Below are 16386 nucleotides of genomic sequence, written 5' to 3'. Positions count from 1 at the left end.
ATCTCTAGCGGGTAAGGCGCCGCTGAACTCCCGGCAAGAGAGTAGCAGCCGCCCTTGACGCTATGAAGGGCCGCTGCCACGGTCCCTCATGAATCTTCATTAAATCCCGACGCCGTAGTAGTCGTTCACCGCACGGGTTCTTGTTGGATCGCTCCAATTCCATGAATTGTCGTTGCTATATTTCGGGGCGTTCTGCAACTGGGCCTCCGTGATGCCAGTAACGTAGCCGCCGAGATTCGTATCGTATTTCAGCGATTGCCACGGGAGCGGGTAGTGATCATCGCCGATCCCCAGGAAGCCTCCAAAGCTGAGTACGGCATACGAGACTTTGCCGCTCAGCTTATCGATCATCACGCGCTCGATAGAGCCGATCTTATTCCCGCCTGCACCATAGACTGCGGTGCCTTCCACCTTATCGCTGCCGATGAGGCTTACTGTTTCTCTTGCTTCAGTGACCATAATCTCCTCCACAGTTGATGGAGCGTGCAACAGGTGTCGAAGCCTTTCGTTCCCTTTAGTCGTCAAGGCCCAAGCACGACCCTCAATCCAGCAATAAAGCTCGCTGCGATGCAAAACGACAACGCGGCCAAAGTTAGATCGGGCTGCGAGCTGTGCCTCACAACCTGCCGCACTAATGTGAGGGGTAGGCAGCGCATCCTCACCGATGCTCCGGGAGAACGTGAAGACGCTGCAGGAAAGACAATCCCGAGCAGGTCAGCTCGTCGAGGTCTATCTCTCCGGCTTGCCAGCGCTCACGTACAAAGCGCTCCAATGTGCAGCGTCGCTCATCCTCGGGAGCAACTGTATTGTTTCGCGCTAGGTAGATCGACCACGCTTGTTGCGTCGCGCGGACGTACAGTGAGGAATCCTTCATGCACCATTTCCTTATGCAATGGTCCGGTATTGTCCCAACGATTTGCTGACACTTTCATTGCCGGTTTTTCCCGACACTTTAGTCGAAGGCCCGGCAACCAAGGTGATTGAGAATTGTTGGTTCACATGGACCTCGAAATCCGTGCATTGCTTGAACACGCAGCTCATTGCCGTCGGATTGCGGCCGAAATGACGCACGAGCGCGCGGCCCACAGGCTTAGAATGATGGCTGACGAGTATGAGTGGCGGGCTCGGAAACTGATCACTCGAACACTGGAAGCAGGTGGCCCAGAGGGCGAAATTAGTAATGAACGCAATTTGAGTAACTAGCCCAAATTACGCTTTGATCGGCATATGGAGACCGCCCTTACTTTTCGGCGTACTTGGTGCGGCCAATCAAATAGACCACAGCACGATCTGAACGCAAGCAAAAGCCAGCAAGGCGTCGCAACGGCTGCAACGTTAAGGCAGCGCCAATTCAACGCCTCTAAGCAAAGTCATGCTGATCAGGTAAAGCCACGCAATCATTGCGATACTCACGACAATTCCGTAAGCGACCATAAAGATATTTCGCCTCAGTCGACGTGGGAAGGTATCGATAGACGTGGTTGTTTGAGATGCGTTCGGCACAGTCGGAGCCGTATGTATTCTCGAGTAAGGGAATTGGCGGCCGAGTGCTTTTGAGATTGTCGTTTGCGGGCTTGCAAAAATCTGTGGGATCGCCCGCCTTCCGGCTTGTAGGAGGCGACGTTAATTGGCTCCCATCATCCAGTCCGCGAAACGACGGCGTCATTTGTGATACTTCTCAATCGTGCTTTCACGCCAGCGGTTCGGATTACGTGCTGTTCTGTCGGATGTTTTTGCTTCGCACCTTGCTTCGAGCGACCCGGCTCTATCGCGTAGGGCACGAACCTCGCTCATAAGTCGATAAAGTTTGGCTTGCACATGGACCTTGTTTGAGAAGGCCGATTGGTTTTTTTGAAAAGGCATTTGAAGTCCCCAAACTTTTGATGGCGCAAACTCGGGAGCGCGCAGAACAACAGCTCTTGGGAGGGGCCGTTCCTAGCTGAATCGAAGTTTTTCCGATTTTTCCCGACCGTCGGACTTGATCGTCCAAAGCCCGGCAATGATGGCGTTCCGGGCATGGAGAACGGCGATTGCTGCGTCACCTCCCGCCTGGTAGGCGCGGTTCTCCGCGTTTAAAAGTCGCGCGTCGTCTGATGCAGCGTGCCCACGCCTTTGAGCCGGTGCAGGATGGCCGCATCTACATCGAGAAGCTCAACGGCCGTTCCTTTACGTCGATAGGGGCACGCCGGAGGAGTATGCGGAAGGGCTCGCGCTCGCCATTGAACGCGGCTGACGAACCATGATAGCGGCCAGCTTCGTCCGGTAACCCAAGGCGGCGCGGCCTGTTCGTGTGAAACCGTGGCATCGCAAGTTCCGCAACAAAGGGCGAAGAATCCAACTTGCCAAACGCGGCATCGGCATAGAGAAATCGCCCCGTTGCGATGCTCATAGCCTCGGCCTTTTCAGCCTTCTTGATTAGCGTGTCCCGTTCGGAACTTGACGACTCCCGGTTAGCAGCCGCGCGGGCATCTTCTGCGAATTTGAGGAGGCGGTCCTCCAGTGTCGTTGTTTGCCTCTTCCGATTGCGCTTCAACATGGCAGTCACCCTCACGCGAACGGTTATGGCCCGCGCCGTGTTCACCGACTGTTTCAAAACTCTAATCGAGTCCTCGGCCCCCGGTTCCTGAAGAACGATACAGCTCGGTTCGGAAGGAGACTGCTTTCGAAGCTAAGGAACGCAACGCTCGACGTTTCGTTACGTATGATCCAACGTAAGGAGCGAGACATGGACTGGAATCGTGTGGAAGGAAATTGGAAACAGGTCAAAGGCAAGGTGAAGGAGCAATGGGGAAAACTTACCGACGATGATCTGGATGTCATCGCTGGAAGGCGGGACCAGCTCGAAGGAAAACTTCAGGAGCGTTACGGCTACGCCAAGGACCGTGCCCAAAAGGAATTGAATGACTGGTATGGACGCCAGACCTGGTAACCACGAACTGAAAAGCCCCGCTTTGGCGGGGCTTTTCGGTGTACCGAGAGAGTCCATCCTAGGCGGTAGTTCTTCCTTGCTTGTCAGGGGCACCGCGAAAAAGGGCTCGCTATTCCTTTTCGACGGGAGCGGGCGGTGTTCTGACGCGCCTGCCGCCCAAATCTTAGTACCCTTGTCCGTTCCTACCAATTTGCAGCCCATTGACGTGCTCGGCTTCGCTTGAACAATCGGCTTTCTTCCCAGTGCTGGCTTTTTTTGCAGGAGGAGAACCTGGAGCGACGCCAGCGCGAGCAACCGAGATTAGTGCGAACACAAGAACAGCTCTTGCGACAGTAGCAGTGCTAAATGTCACAATCTTCTCCATCAATAACTGCTTGAAGCGTTGCTTTTGGGTCGCGGATTAGGAGGCGGCCGACTTGATCCCGTTCTTGTCCGAAAGCCGGATGTCCGCCTACCGCCGGCAATTGCAGGTGATGAATGATCCAGGCGACTGGCAATGACGTAACCGTGGAGGCTGAGAAGCCCCTACAGCAATTGTTCTTTGGCATGATGAACGATAGCCACTATGAAAAAAGCGATGCCAGCCAAGAGAACAGCTAAACCAATTATTCGCATTTCAAGCGGGTTGCCGCTTACTTTAGAAACTTCATTATCTGGTTCTTCGTAGATTTTGCCGCTCGCAGCCGCCGAGAAATGATTTAAGGTGGCAAATCGGATCACCTTTCCTTGAATCACGGCGTCAACTGAAAGGACGGGCATCCTGTTGTCGCATCAGACGAATGCGCTGCTCTTGGCGGAGGTTTGGTAAGACCAAAATCAAGATCAATCCGATTAAAGGCGACACGCGCATTGGCGGCGATTCAAAACGTGCGGCGGCTAAGGCAGCAGAAAGGGCTGACCCAAGAAGAGCTGACCTTTGCTGCGGTTATCGACCTCACCTATGTCGGGGGAATTGAGCGAGGTCGACGCAATCCCAGCCTTTTGGTGATGGCTCGAATTTCTGATGCGCTTTCCGTATCGCTAAATAAGCTACTAGCCGAATGACGTCCCGCTTTGGATCGATCCTGCCGCGAACAAAGTCAGCCTCGGTGCCAATTCTAGGGTCTGAACCTCTTCCTGCCGCAAACCTTAGCGGCTTGCATGCCTGCCTTGCAGGCGGCGCATCCTCCAACAATGACGACCAAATCCCGAGAGTCGATCTATGGCAGTTCAATCCGAGCCTCGGCTGAGCGCGCCAAGGAAGCGCGGAAGGAGGCGGATCGTCTGGCGTGCGTGGCATGGAATCAGCGTATGCTAAGATATTAGGGTCCAGCACAGCCATCCCCTGCCCTCGGCGACGCGCTGAACGCGGGCTACCATTATCTGGAAGTGCGGTGCCTCGGCTGCAACACCCACCAGACCGTGGCGCTGGACGTTGTTCGTCGGCCGAAGGTGAGAAGGTGACGCCGATCCATGAGCTGGAGCGTTACATGCGGTGCAAGGATTGCTCGCAGGTCCGTGGATATCCTTACAAGCGCAGCCATCTAGTCGCGCTCAGGACGACCAAGATATCGGCCGGGGACCCACCGTCGACATGGTGGCCGGGCGAGAGATAAGTCCGGGCAATCTGCAACTGTATTCGCAAGTAGGCCCAATCCCAGCGCCTGGGTCAATGAGCCCTTCAGACCCGAGTTGGCGGGTCGTCCTTATCTCACGACACCAGCCGCGTCATCGTCACTGCTGGGTACAATGAAGTCGATTGCAACCAGTGCGCAATAGATGATCAGGAACGCGACGAAGCCCCTAAGGCACCGAAGAAAACTACGGAGAAGACCAACAAAAGTACCCCGCAAGCTATATCAGCAGCGATCTTGCCGCCTCGGTCGATGCTGTCCTGTTTTCGAGTAAAGTAAGGCATGTCGAGTTCCTTCGCCCTAGCTCTCTTACGTAGGCTGGATAGGCTATCCAAAGAAGTCGCAGACCGCGAGTTCAATTTACGGCGACTTTGATCTGCGCCGAGTACGCGGCAGCCGGTGATCCTGACGACTGATGAGGAGCGCGACGTCTGGATGCGCGCGCCGTGGCAGGAGGCAAAGGCGCTGCAGCGGCCGTTGCCGGATGAGGCATTGAAGATCGTGCCACGCGGCGTCGAGAAGGAAGACAAGGCCGCCGCATAAACCTCGTAGCTGATAGGCTTGGCGCGAGACGCACGTTCGCAAACAAGTAGCCGAAGGTGGCAGCCACGTAATTTTCCTCTGGCCAACTTTCATGCAAGAAGCAGGAAGATCAGTCGACCACTGAGGGCGGCCAGCCAGATTAGCGAGACCACGAAGGGGACGTCGGACGGGTCATGCTCATCAGCCTAACGAAAGGCCGCCGATCTTATAATCCAGCGGCCCCCCAGGTTACAATCAATCGCAAAGTATAAATTCGCCTCACTGGGCCTTCAGAATACGCCTGCCGCCGCGCCGCTTGCCTTCACATTTGATAAGATCAGGGAAAAATTGTCGGCCAAAGGAAGGCCCAAGTCGACCAGGAGGCGTCGGCTCGATGTTTCTGGCCGGTGCCGCCCAAGCCCCGGTCGGAAGAAAACCTGCCCACACGTTGGCGGCCTCGGAAAACGTGTCTGGGGCCGTTTTTGCGGAACGATTCGACACGCGCCAATTTTGAATCAAGTTCGTTGCGTGGAGTTGATCAGTGGCGTTCCAGCGTAAAAAGCCCGCAGCTATCGGCATTAAGGTACCATTTCCCGGCTTCATCGAGCCCGCGCTTGCGAAATCTATGGAGAAGGTCCCGGGCGGCGCGCGCTGGCTTCACGAGATCAAGTTCGACGGCTACCGGGTGCAGGTCCATCTCTCGAATGAGGCGGTGAAGGTCTTCACCCGGCGTGGCAACGACTGGACCAAGCGTTTCAGAAAGATCGCCGACGACGCATGGCACATCACTGCCGGTTCAGCGATAATCGACGGCGAAGTCGTCGTCCCCGCCGAGAACGGCTCCACTGACTTCTCCGTCCTGCAGAACGAACTAAAGGGCAAGTCGACTAAGATCGTGCTGGTCGCCTTCGACCTGCTTTACCTAAACGGCTACGACCTTCGGAAGCGGTCCCTGATCGAACGCAAGACGCACCTGAAGAAGATCATCGACGGCACCGACATCCAGTTCAGCGAGAGTTTCGAGGTCGAGGGCCGCGAGATGTTCGCGCACGCATGCAAGATGGGGCTAGAGGGCGTGGTCTCGAAGGTGCGCGACAGCGCCTATACCTCGGGCAGGGGCAATAACTGGGTCAAGAAAACCTGTGCCCAGCGCGACACGCTGACCATCGCCGGGTTCGCGATGAAAGAGAGGAAGTTCGACGGCATCTTTGTCGGCAGGCAGAAAGGTGAGAGCCTGCTGTACGCCGGAAAGGTAGATCACGGCTTCGACACCGCCACGGTAAAGGACCTGCAAGCTCGATTGAAGCCGCTGATCCGCAAGACGCAGCCCTTCAGCAAACGGATCGCACACAAGGGCATCTGGGTGGAGCCTCAGCTTCTAGTTGAGATCGAGTATCGGGCGAAGTCAGCCGAGGGCAAGGTTCGGCATCCATTTTTCAAGGGCATCCGAGAAGATTTATGAACTGGAGCCACGTCGTCCGAAACACTGCCATCGCGATTGGCATCACATTCGTCACGGCGGCTGGCGTCTACCTTGCGATGCGATTTCTCCAGTCGGTGTTATAGGCGCAAGCGCGCACCTGCCAGGCTGCTCAGCTTCCATTATTGCTTTTCGTTGGGAGCGGCGGCGGGTGGTGGCGATGAGTTCTTCAGCGGGCGTAGCACCCCTAAGTTCTGATGCCCCAACACAGTCGCCCGCCCAAATCTTGGTGCCCTTGACCGTTCCTACCAGTTTGCAACCCATTGGCGTGCTCGGCTTCGCTTGAACAATCGGCTTTTCTCTTACCGCTGGTACCGCTGGCTTCTTTGCCGGTGGAGCATCTTGAGCGAAGACCCAGCCACTAACCGAGATTAGTGCGATCACAAAAGCGGCCGTTGCGGCACCAGTTCTGCTAAAAGTCATCGCGATCTTCTCCACCTGTATTCTGCTTGAGGCGTTGCTTCTGATAGCGCGCGCAATGGCATTTTTTGCATTTTCTATCGCCGCGTCCCGCGTGCTGCCTTGCCCGGATATCTTGGTTCCTGAGACAGTCGCAGCCCACTTCCAAACGTGGCGCTCAATGCCCTGCACAATGGAGTATTCGATCCCGCGATATAGCATCGCGATTGCCTTTGTCGTCGCCCCTCGTAGACATGGTGGCGCGACCGGGATTGAGCACGGCCCCGCGCCCCTCTCCGGGGCATGGGGTCGAGACGGGGGCCGTGCCGGGGCGCGCAGTGATGCGCAGCCCGCGATCAAAACGATCCGATGGATAGGGTTGTTCCTAGCGCCGACACCGTTGCTGACGGCGAGCAAGGCATCTTGGGGCTCTGCTGGGCGGGGTTATCCCTCGCCCTTGCGTATAGGCGATGGTTCCCCATCAAGCCAGTCCTGTTCGTCTGCTAGGGCTTTCCAAGCTGCTTCCATTCGCCTGTACCGCTGGCGTGTCGGCTCGTCGCGGGCACCTTCTGCGAGGTAGGCGCAGTTCTCCGCGTTTTGCCGGTAAATTTCAGACTGCTTCATGGCTTCCTCGCCGTAGGTCTCCAATAAACGTCTAAGTAAGCGATGCTGATGTATCCGGCCCAGGTAATTCAACTGCCTTGGGAACGCGCGTTAGCTTCACCTGTTAGGGCCGAATGAATGAGCATGTCTACCTCAGTATCATCTGCGTGAGTATTCCTACTCCTCGTGACGGCGCTTGCGCTGGGAACGCCCGGATTGAAGAAATCCGAAGGCCAATCAGAGAGAGCACATTTGCTGCACCTCCCAACCCCGGAAGGCGGCAACCTAAAGCGTCCTTGAACTAAGGCCCGGTGTGCCTAGGAGCCCGGGGCGAGAGGTTAATCGCGGCTACGAGCGCAATTTAGGGTATTCGATGGAGCCATCCTTTGAGCGAACGGTATTGCGTGACGGAAAGCGGGGGGAACGATCCCTTGAAGAGCCGGTTCTAATCTTAGTTCAACGCGGTGGGAACAGGTGCAACTTGCAGCAACCTCCCCCGAACCGGCGAAACGCAGTTCGTTTGGTCAATTCGTGTTGCTAGCGGCGCTGACCGCGATCCGGAGGCCGCCAATGACTATAAGCATGCTTGATCAAATGCTCTTCCGATTGGCCTGCGGGCACAATGTCGTGCTCGGCAGGATGGTGAATTTGGCAACATGGGTTTGCGAGGAATGCGGAAAATCAACCGACCTGACAAAAACTCCGTTCAAGGAGACGTTGGTGAAGGACTTGGACGCGGCCCTTCAGATCGATTTGCAAGCCAAGGAGCGCGGGGAAACGATTACGCGCTCAGGTTAGACTCGGTTAAACACGTCAAACGCCAGCAGTGGCCGGTGAACTGCAGTGGTCAGATAGCCGCCGACGCGCCTTATTCGTAGAAGCCCGGTGCCATCTTCAAGCTGTCACGTTGCGTTTTGTCATGATTGATCCAAAGCTGAGCTTTTTCTTTGGTGAGGATTTCGGCCATGCGTTGCAACGATGCGGTGGTCTGCTCCTTATTGAAATTGATGTCCAGAACCCGGCGGTTTTCCCAATTGTCCGTGAAATGGACGGCGTCACCCGAAAGCAGAATCGCTCCCGTCTTAGGTAGTTTAACTAGGAGCGACTGATGTCCGGGCGTATGTCCCGGGGTCGCGATGAGCATCGCACTGCCATCGCCGAAGACGTCATGGTCTCCCTCCAGTTTGTTGACCACTGATGGACCGGCTTGAAGTTGCCCGGGCGAAGGGCGAAGGCCACTCGTATTCAGCCTTTTGCACCAACAGCGTTGATTGCGGAAACATGCTGATGTTGCCGATGTGGTCGGGGTGAGTGTGGGAGACGGCGACGAACTTAATATCGGAGAGTTTGATGCCAAGCTGCTCGAGTTGGCTCGCGAGCGTCTTGGGGCGTTTCCAATGAGTAGCGCGCGCATTCGTAGGCTTTTGGCCATCGGGCATGGCGGCAATCGCGTCGGTCACGCCGGTGTCCCATAGCAGCCAGCCTTGGCTGTGCTTTATCGCGTAGCAATTATCCACGAATTCCATGGATTGTCCTACGTTGACGCCGGGCGACCAGCGGGAGATATCACCGGCGACACCTTCGCCGCAATTGAGTATGTAGAGCCGCTCCACCCGGGCTTAGCTTGAGCGTAGCTCGCTTCATTGGAGAGCATGGTTGCCGAAGCAAGACTGAACGCGACGGCGATGGCTGAAAATCTGGTCATAGGCAAAATCCTCGCGACCAACACACCCCGTATCAACTTTGGAACGGCAGATCGTAGCAGGTCGAAAACCGCATGTCAGCTAACGGGAGGCAGTGGACCCATCGAACGCGCTAAGCGAATGGACCTTCGTCTATCCGCCAATACGGGCAGCTAGGGATACCGTGTAGGGCCGCTCGGTGTCAAACAAGCGGCAGGGTGTAAGCTAGTTCACATACCGCTAAGAGCGCCGGTGGTACTCTTGGTTGGATATCCGTTCTATCATCGAGCTGTTTTGAAGATGGCGCGCTATGTTCAACTCGGTCATTTGTTCACCTTGCGAGGTGAGACCGATCTTATTACCGAAGGGCAGGCTTGACTTACTACGAGCCCGCAACTCGGACGCTACTGAACTAATTGTCGGATTGCATTGGCACGCGCAATACCATGCGCAAGTAGGTCGCTATGGACCGAATTGCTGGCAATGAAAGCAGTCACAACCCCAGATCGCATTGGGGCGGTGCCCTCCTCACTGCGATGCTTTGCACCACGTGGCTCGTTCTTGTCGCAAGCGAAGCCGGGGCACAATGTTCTGCCCGCGACCTCCTGCGAAACCAGCTAACACGCAAGACGACGCCTGCTTCTAAATCGCCGCCAATTGCACTCCAATCCGCCTTCGCTGTTCCGGTGTGGAGAACGATTAAAGTCGGGACGTTTGCAAATTCATTTGCCCTTATCAACGCGCTGGATTCAGCAGGATGCAGCATCGGGGGCTGGGCTGAGGAAATCCTTGCTCGGCCCGCTTTTACTGTCGCCGCCAGGAAGACAAACGTGCAGCTCTTTGCGGTGTCGGTGGCCGAACTCGGCTTTCGGGCCGATACCGCGTCGCTGGCGGACATTTATGCGCGCGCTCAACAATTAGGTTTCGGGCTTGCGGCGGCAGAGGTTGCTCCGCAACTCAGGCTCCAATTTTTTGACCAGCCGATGGGTGAATTTCTCATCGGCATGGAGCCAATCAAAACGTGGAAGGGCGAGCCCGTCATTTTAACCGTGGCTAACGGCGGAGCGGGATTAGTCCTCATCGGCCGAGATGGAAGCGCCGACGCACAAATACCCGTGGCTTCCCGCTTCTTATTCGTACGGTCCAATGAAGCCGCATTGGCGAAGGCGGCACGCGGGGTCGATGAGGCCGCAGCGCGCGGCCATCGCTGAGTGTCTCAAACCGAACGTGTCCGGGCGAATAGTCCTGACTTAGGGAGCCAAATATCAAAGTGTTCAACGCGCGTCCGCCGACGGCGGAAAGGAGCAACGATCATGGAATCAATTCCGCACAAGCCACTCCGAGGCGCTTATCATTGCAGCCTAGCGCTCTTGGGTCTGACGTGTTTGCTTGGCACGGCCGACGCTCGTCCGATGCTGTTGCCATCGGAGCGATTTCCTGGTCCCTGGCTGGAAGTTACGCAAGATATCAGGGACCTCCTCACTCTAAACAAAGTCTCTGCCTGCAGCCAGGCCGCGGGACGCGAATCCTCGCTCAACCCCGGCGAATATCTCTTGTACTGCACATCGGACGAGAAGCTTTGGACAAGCTGGCGCGTACAACCCGCGGCGCGCACCGTTCGAGGCCCGGGTAGGCTCTTCCAGGATATCGAGCTGCCGAGCGGATATTAAGCCCAATCAGGCGGTTGCTGTGTCGGCCGCGGTTTGCACCTGCTCAGCATTGGGATTCGACGCAGGATGTCCGCTCCGGGGTCAATCGCGTGCCGATCACTTCCGGTCTTCCCCGGTAAGGAGACATGATCTGCGCCTGCCGGCATGTCTCAAAGGTGCCACAACCCGACATGGCGCCTATCATTTTCGCTTCGCAAGAGGCTTGGCGACCTCGCGGGCGCAGTTGACAAAGAGCTTGGCGACAGGGCTGAGCGCGCGGTTCTTCAGGGTAACGATTCCATTCGGCCTGCGGGCCCTTGGCAGCTCAACCGGCAGGACCTTGATTTCCGAGCTCTCGGTGAGAAATCTAAATGCGGAAGCCGGGAAAATGGTGACAAAACGGCCGGTCGCCAACAGACTAATGCGCATATGCGGGCAATCCGTAACCACGCTCACCCGGGGATAATCGAGCCCGCCGGCGCGAAAAGCGTCCATTACGATCGATCCAATCACGCTGTCCGGTGGTGGTAGCACCCACAATTCGTTCACCAGTTCGGCAATTTCAATCCGGCGCCGCCGCGCCCATTGACTTTGCGCACCCGCCGCAACGACATAGGAATCGTCAAAAAGAAATTCGAAGTCGTATCGCGGGTCTGCGATCGGGCCCGAGCCTCGTATGATCAAGAGATCGACATTACGCTCGGCGAGTTCCCGGTGCAGTGTCTCCGTGTATCCGGTCACGAGATGGAATACGATGCGCGGATAGCGCCGAGAGAGCCGGTCGACGAGAGTGGAAACGAAGCTCGCGGCCAGAAAGGTGGTGGTTCCAATCCGCAATTCCCCGGCCGTCGGGTCGGAGAGAAACGCGATATTCTTCACGCCTTGGCGCAAGTCATCGAATACGGCTGCTCCGCAATCCAGCAAGGCGCGGCCGTAGTTGGTCGGCTCGATCCCCTGACGATGCCGGTCGAGCAGGCGAACGCCGAGCGCTTGCTCCAGTTCTCCGATGGATCTCGAGACGTTCGGCTGAGTGGTATTGAGGATTTGCGCCGCCTTCCCCATACTGCCAGCCTGAACCACGGTCATGAGCACGTGCAGGTCTTGCAGCTTCATCCGATTGCCTATGCGATCGCTCAACTGCATGAAGGCACCCATTTCCAGTTTGAGATGATATCATCAGATAATAGCCTTATGCGCTTATGGCGGCATCAACTATCGTCTCAAGCCGAGGCTGGCAGATTAGCCGGCAACCGGGCCGCGCGTCGTGCAGGCTCGGACCTGAGGAGCAAGTTGTGGAATTTTGCCGTCGCCGACTCCTGCACCTTGCAGCCGGTGCTGCCGTGCTCCCTGCCTTGTCGGGCTTTGCGTCGGCCCAAACCTATCCATCACGGCCGGTGCGCATCATAGTCGGCTTTGCTGCCGGCGGCCCGAACGACATCCTCGCGCGCCTGATCGGTCAGTGGCTGTCGGAGCGGCTCGGCCAGCCATTCGTCATCGAGAACCGGCCGGGCGCCGGCAGCAATATCGCCACCGAGGCGGTCGTGCATGCAACTCCGGACGGTTACACGCTGCTTCTGGTCGGTACGCCGAACGCCATCAATGCGACGCTTTACGATAACCTCAATTTCAATTTCATTCGCGATATTGCACCGATCGCGGGCTTGATCCGCGGTGCCCTTGTCATGGTGGTACATCCTTCGGTTCCGGCCAAGACGCTTCCCGAGTTCATCGCCTATGCCAATGCGAATCCGGGCAAGCTCTCCTACGGGTCGGGCGGCGTCGGCGGGATTACCCACATCACCGCCGAGCTATTCAAGCAAGAGGCCGGCGGCCTCGACATTGTGCACGTACCCTATCGCGGCGTGGCGCCGGCGCTCACCGATTTGCTCGGCGGCCAGGTCCAGATCCTCTTTACTAACCTCGCCCTATTGATTGGGTATATCGGGACCGGCAAGCTGCGGGCGCTCGCAATAACTACGGTGACGCGCTTGGACACGCTGCCGGACATCCCGACCATAGACGAGTTCGTCCCGGGCTACGAGGCGAGCTCAGTGTTTGGCCTCGGCGCGCCCAGGAACGCGCCTGCCGAGATCATCGACAGGCTCAACAGGGAGATCAACGCCGCACTCGCCGATCCCGCGTTCAAGGCGCGGCTTGCCCACCTGGATGGCACCGAGCTTGGCGGCTCGCCCGCCGATTTCGGCAAGCTCATCGCCGACGAAACCGAGAAGTGGGGCAAAGTGATAAAGCTGGCGAAGATTAAACCGGACTGACTGCGGGCGGGCCAAATCAGACGGACCAATGCAATCATCGAACCATAGTGGAGCGCTAGGCGGCTAGTGCCGATGTCCGTTGCGGGGTCAAAAGGCGACTTCGGGCGCGGCTAATTTAGGTCTGTTCAGCACCCCAAAGGCGGACATCGGAAGACAGCCGCAGCACGTCCGAAAACCTTCACAAAGGGCGACATCAGCAGATGTGGCCGTTTGTGCCACGAATGCAGGCTTGGGAGAGCTCCCGGCCAGACAATGTGCTTCGGCCTCAGCCCGGCTATTCCATGCGAGTCATGTTTGTGACTTGCTCAGAAGCGCCCTCCCGTTCCGGCAGGCCAGATCCTCAACGGCCGTTTCCGGAAACGACTACACCGTGATCGCTGACCTCGAAGGTCATGAGGTCTGAGCCTACGACAAGCGGGCCATCGTAGTTCTGACGAGCCTGCGATATAACGTCGTCGATGCTAGGTGCGGGCACGCTGGGCCTTGAAATTAGCACGATATGAGTGAACGCCGCCATTTTCGGCTTTGCACGAGCGAAAACGGCACCAGCTTCCTGGGGTGAGGTGTGGTGCGCCATGACCGCCTTGGCTTGCGCATCGGTTATCTCCGGCCGCGCCGCGCAAACCTCATGGACCAGCAGATCGACGCCGCTGCCGTACTTGACTACGTTCTCGGTTACGCGTGTGTCGCCGGAGATGAGGACTGAATGCCCGTTGTAGTCCACTCGGTATCCGTAGGCGGGTTTGATAGCGTCGCCATGGTCAACCTCGAAAGCCGTGACCTTGACGCCATCCTTCTCATACACCACCCCATCTTTGTCGAATTCCTGTGGCTCAAACGTCACACCGGAAAGAGGATAATGCTCGTCCGCCATCCGAATCCGAATGTCCGCTGCATAGGCCTTTGTGAGATTATCCGTGAGCTCTCGCAACCCCTTGGGACCGACCACGCGCATTGGAGTTGTGCGCTTGGCCCATGGCCCGCCTAACCACCCCGAGAGCCATAGGTCCGGTAATCCGTTGATATGGTCGGAGTGATAGTGGGTGATGAAGACGGGGCCAACCTCGCGAAGGGGTATTTTTAGCTGATAGAGTCTCGTTGTTGCCCCTCTTCCGGCATCGAACAAGAGCGTCTGACTACCCGCCTGCACCAGCGTGGCGGGGCCGTATCGTGCGGGATCAGGAATCGGACTTCCGGTCCCGAGCAAGGTCACCTTCAAATCCTGTCCCTGCGCGCAAGCGGAGCCGCACACGAGAGCTGTCAGGGCGATCAGGAGTAAACGGTGCATTGGGTACCTCGGCTTTTTGCTGCTACGGCGATTCGACGAGCATGGGGGAGGCCGACGCCATTGTCCTGAAATCCGGCTGAAAATTCTTGAAATCGACCGGAAAGAGAGCTCAGATTGCGGCCTGACCGGCTAGGTACTCCAATGGCGCGATGTCTCCGTTTTGACGAGTTCACGTACGACGGTTCTAACGGCGGGATCTGGCACGGCACGAAGTTCGTGTCGTTGAGGCCCAAGACACTCGCATTCCTGCTTTATCTTGCTGAAAACCCGTCCCGCCTTCTAACGAAGGACGAAATCGCTGAAGCCGTCTGGCCTGGCCTTGTTGCCACGGACGAATCCATCGCGAAGTGCGTCAGCGAAATTCGCGCAGCCCTCGGCAATGCCGGCCACCTCCTGCTGAAGACCGCGCCGAAGCGGGGCTATATCTTCGAAGCTGCCGTCCTTCCTACAGAAGTTGCGCTGCCGAACGTCGCTGTGACTAAAAGCATTGCTGCTGCAGCTCGGCCCAAGCACTTGGGCTTTGTAGCCGCGCTCCTGACTGCCATCGGGGTGTTTTTACTCGCGCTAGTCCAGCTGCCGAACGCCTCGTTTTCATCGAGGCACACGGACCCGCCTTCAATCGCGGTTCTTCCGTTTTCACAAGCTGAGGCCTACCTTGGCGAGGGCCTCGCGGAGGATCTATCCGTTGGTCTCGGCAAGTTCCCGGAGCTCTTCGTGATTGCGCACGGCTCGAGCGGGCGCTACGTCGCATCCGACGTGCCCACCACAGTCGGCCGGGAACTTGGCGCGCGATATCTTGTGAGGGGCAGTCTCAGGCGCTCCGACGATCGCCTACGCTTGACTGCCGAACTGATCGAGGCTCCGACGGGCCGACAGGTCTGGGCTAACCGATATGACCTGCTGGGATCAGACCTCTATAATCTGCAGGACGAACTCGTTCAAACGATCTTGGGGACACTTGTAGCTCACGTGTCCCGAACCGAGCTCGATCGCGTTTCTCGGAAAAGTTCTGCCAATCTGGACGCCTATGAGCTCTACCTGAAGGGAAAAGCAACTCTCCGCGCCAGAAACGGCCCGCGTCGGGGTGAGATGGTGCTGGCGGCGAGGGGTTTTTTCGAGCAGGCGGTGAAGCTTGACGACTCATATGCACCCGCGCTGGAGGGTCTCGCGTACACCTATACGGTCGGCTTTCTGGAGAGGACCGACCACGCGCCTTTGGCCGACGAGTTCGGGCGGAAGGAAGTGCTCGGACGGGCCCTGTCGCTGGTTCGGCGGTCGCTCGATCTTGATCCTTACCGCGCGGACACGCACGTGACCGCCGCCTGGATCCTTCATTGGCTCTATCGTCGCGACGAGGCCCTCAACGAGATGGAGCGTGCTCTCGAACTCAACCCCAATCTGGCGGATGGTCGCTTTACCCACATGCTGGTGCACGCAGGTCGGCCCGACGAAGGCATCATGTATATGCAGCGAGCTCTTAAGCACGATCCTTTCCCGCCACCGATCTACAGGAGCTATCTCGGCAACGCGTACTACGAAAAAGGGCAATACGAGCTTGCCTCTCGTACGCTACGAGAGGGCCTGGACGCAATGCCGGGATACCGGCCACTCAAGGTTTGGCTGGCAGCCAGCATGGCTCGGCTGGGTCATGTGGAGGAAGCACGACCCCTCGTGCAGGAAGTGCTGAAGGAGACATCTGATTTTTCGGTCGAGAAGTGGCTGAAGCACATCCAGTTTGCGAAGCAGGAGGACGGCGAGCGCCTAGCCGTGGGGATGAAGATGGCTGGTTTTCCCGATTAACGTTCTAAACTAAGGGCATTCGGCTTGCGGGCGTGCGGCCAAGCCTCGCCCTTTCGTGCGATGTCCGCTCAGGGTCCAGGCTGTGTGAAAACCCCGTCGATGCTATGATTCTCTTGCTGAATCGGCGGGGGAAGTGATGCGGGGTTTC

The 16386-nt window shown here is 57.5% G+C and carries 16 protein-coding genes and 1 pseudogene; 9 read left to right on the top strand and 8 right to left on the bottom strand.

Annotated features, from left to right (window positions below; all coding sequences use genetic code 11):
- Positions 1–99: 99 nt before the first annotated feature.
- From JQ624_RS33950 to JQ624_RS33940, 3 genes are all read right to left on the bottom strand, one after another.
- Positions 100–459: a PRC-barrel domain-containing protein gene (locus tag JQ624_RS33950; protein ID WP_212423241.1), complete on the bottom strand. Its 360-nt coding sequence runs from the start codon at positions 457–459 to the stop codon at positions 100–102.
- 199 nt (positions 460–658) lie between these two features.
- Positions 659–874, bottom strand: a complete 216-nt coding sequence (locus JQ624_RS33945) for a hypothetical protein (protein ID WP_212423240.1) — start codon at positions 872–874, stop codon at positions 659–661.
- Between the two features lie 1263 nt (positions 875–2137).
- The gene (locus JQ624_RS33940) at positions 2138–2536 is read right to left on the bottom strand and encodes a hypothetical protein (protein WP_212423239.1); all 399 of its coding nucleotides are present in this window, start codon (positions 2534–2536) and stop codon (positions 2138–2140) included.
- Positions 2537–2725: 189 nt separating this feature from the next.
- Here JQ624_RS33940 and JQ624_RS33935 point away from each other — a divergent pair, with 189 nt between their 5' ends.
- Positions 2726–2929, top strand: a complete 204-nt coding sequence (locus JQ624_RS33935) for a CsbD family protein (protein ID WP_212423238.1) — start codon at positions 2726–2728, stop codon at positions 2927–2929.
- A 525-nt stretch (positions 2930–3454) separates the two neighbouring features.
- Here JQ624_RS33935 and JQ624_RS33930 read toward each other — a convergent pair.
- Positions 3455–3688: a hypothetical protein gene (locus JQ624_RS33930; RefSeq protein WP_212423237.1), complete on the bottom strand. Its 234-nt coding sequence runs from the start codon at positions 3686–3688 to the stop codon at positions 3455–3457.
- A 90-nt stretch (positions 3689–3778) separates the two neighbouring features.
- Here JQ624_RS33930 and JQ624_RS33925 point away from each other — a divergent pair, with 90 nt between their 5' ends.
- The 5 genes and pseudogenes from JQ624_RS33925 (at position 3779) to JQ624_RS33910 (ending at position 8344) form a co-directional block, all read left to right on the top strand.
- Positions 3779–3973 (top strand): helix-turn-helix domain-containing protein, encoded by a 195-nt coding sequence (locus tag JQ624_RS33925; protein WP_212423236.1) that lies wholly within the window; start codon positions 3779–3781, stop codon positions 3971–3973.
- A gap of 129 nt (positions 3974–4102) precedes the next feature.
- Positions 4103–4524 (top strand): annotated as a pseudogene (locus JQ624_RS38960) (hypothetical protein).
- A gap of 417 nt (positions 4525–4941) precedes the next feature.
- Entirely contained in the window at positions 4942–5085 is a 144-nt protein-coding gene (locus tag JQ624_RS33920) for a hypothetical protein (protein ID WP_212423274.1), read from the top strand.
- A 520-nt stretch (positions 5086–5605) separates the two neighbouring features.
- On the top strand, positions 5606–6526 hold the full coding sequence (gene ligD / locus JQ624_RS33915) for a non-homologous end-joining DNA ligase (protein WP_212423235.1): 921 nt from the start codon (positions 5606–5608) through the stop codon (positions 6524–6526).
- A gap of 1590 nt (positions 6527–8116) precedes the next feature.
- The gene (locus JQ624_RS33910) at positions 8117–8344 is read left to right on the top strand and encodes a hypothetical protein (RefSeq protein ID WP_212423234.1); all 228 of its coding nucleotides are present in this window, start codon (positions 8117–8119) and stop codon (positions 8342–8344) included.
- Positions 8345–8414: 70 nt separating this feature from the next.
- Here the strand turns inward: JQ624_RS33910 and JQ624_RS39615 are convergent, their stop codons facing one another.
- The gene (locus JQ624_RS39615; RefSeq protein ID WP_312014542.1) at positions 8415–8741 is read right to left on the bottom strand and encodes a hypothetical protein; all 327 of its coding nucleotides are present in this window, start codon (positions 8739–8741) and stop codon (positions 8415–8417) included.
- The gene (locus tag JQ624_RS39610; protein ID WP_312014541.1) at positions 8713–9072 is read right to left on the bottom strand and encodes an MBL fold metallo-hydrolase; all 360 of its coding nucleotides are present in this window, start codon (positions 9070–9072) and stop codon (positions 8713–8715) included. Before JQ624_RS39610 ends, JQ624_RS39615 begins: the two co-directional genes overlap by 29 nt.
- 620 nt (positions 9073–9692) lie before the next feature.
- Here JQ624_RS39610 and JQ624_RS33900 point away from each other — a divergent pair.
- Positions 9693–10439, top strand: coding sequence for a hypothetical protein (locus tag JQ624_RS33900; RefSeq protein ID WP_212423233.1), 747 nt, complete (start codon positions 9693–9695; stop codon positions 10437–10439).
- 639 nt (positions 10440–11078) lie between these two features.
- Here the strand turns inward: JQ624_RS33900 and JQ624_RS33895 are convergent.
- Positions 11079–12020 carry a LysR family transcriptional regulator gene (locus JQ624_RS33895; RefSeq protein WP_212423232.1) on the bottom strand — a complete coding sequence of 314 codons (942 nt, stop codon included), beginning with the start codon at positions 12018–12020 and terminating at the stop codon, positions 11079–11081.
- A gap of 209 nt (positions 12021–12229) precedes the next feature.
- Here JQ624_RS33895 and JQ624_RS33890 point away from each other — a divergent pair, with 209 nt between their 5' ends.
- Positions 12230–13150: a tripartite tricarboxylate transporter substrate binding protein gene (locus JQ624_RS33890; RefSeq protein WP_249130280.1), complete on the top strand. Its 921-nt coding sequence runs from the start codon at positions 12230–12232 to the stop codon at positions 13148–13150.
- A 340-nt stretch (positions 13151–13490) separates the two neighbouring features.
- Here the strand turns inward: JQ624_RS33890 and JQ624_RS33885 are convergent, their stop codons facing one another.
- Positions 13491–14438, bottom strand: coding sequence for an MBL fold metallo-hydrolase (locus JQ624_RS33885; RefSeq protein WP_212423230.1), 948 nt, complete (start codon positions 14436–14438; stop codon positions 13491–13493).
- A 141-nt stretch (positions 14439–14579) separates the two neighbouring features.
- Here JQ624_RS33885 and JQ624_RS33880 point away from each other — a divergent pair, with 141 nt between their 5' ends.
- Positions 14580–16238 (top strand): winged helix-turn-helix domain-containing protein, encoded by a 1659-nt coding sequence (locus tag JQ624_RS33880; RefSeq protein WP_212423229.1) that lies wholly within the window; start codon positions 14580–14582, stop codon positions 16236–16238.
- Positions 16239–16386 lie beyond the last annotated feature (148 nt).

Origin of the sequence: Bradyrhizobium sp. AUGA SZCCT0283 (assembly GCF_018130385.1) — a bacterium.
Classification (GTDB): domain Bacteria; phylum Pseudomonadota; class Alphaproteobacteria; order Rhizobiales; family Xanthobacteraceae; genus Bradyrhizobium.
Note: the sequence above shows the minus strand (reverse complement) of the source record. Positions and strands in the feature narration are given on the sequence as shown.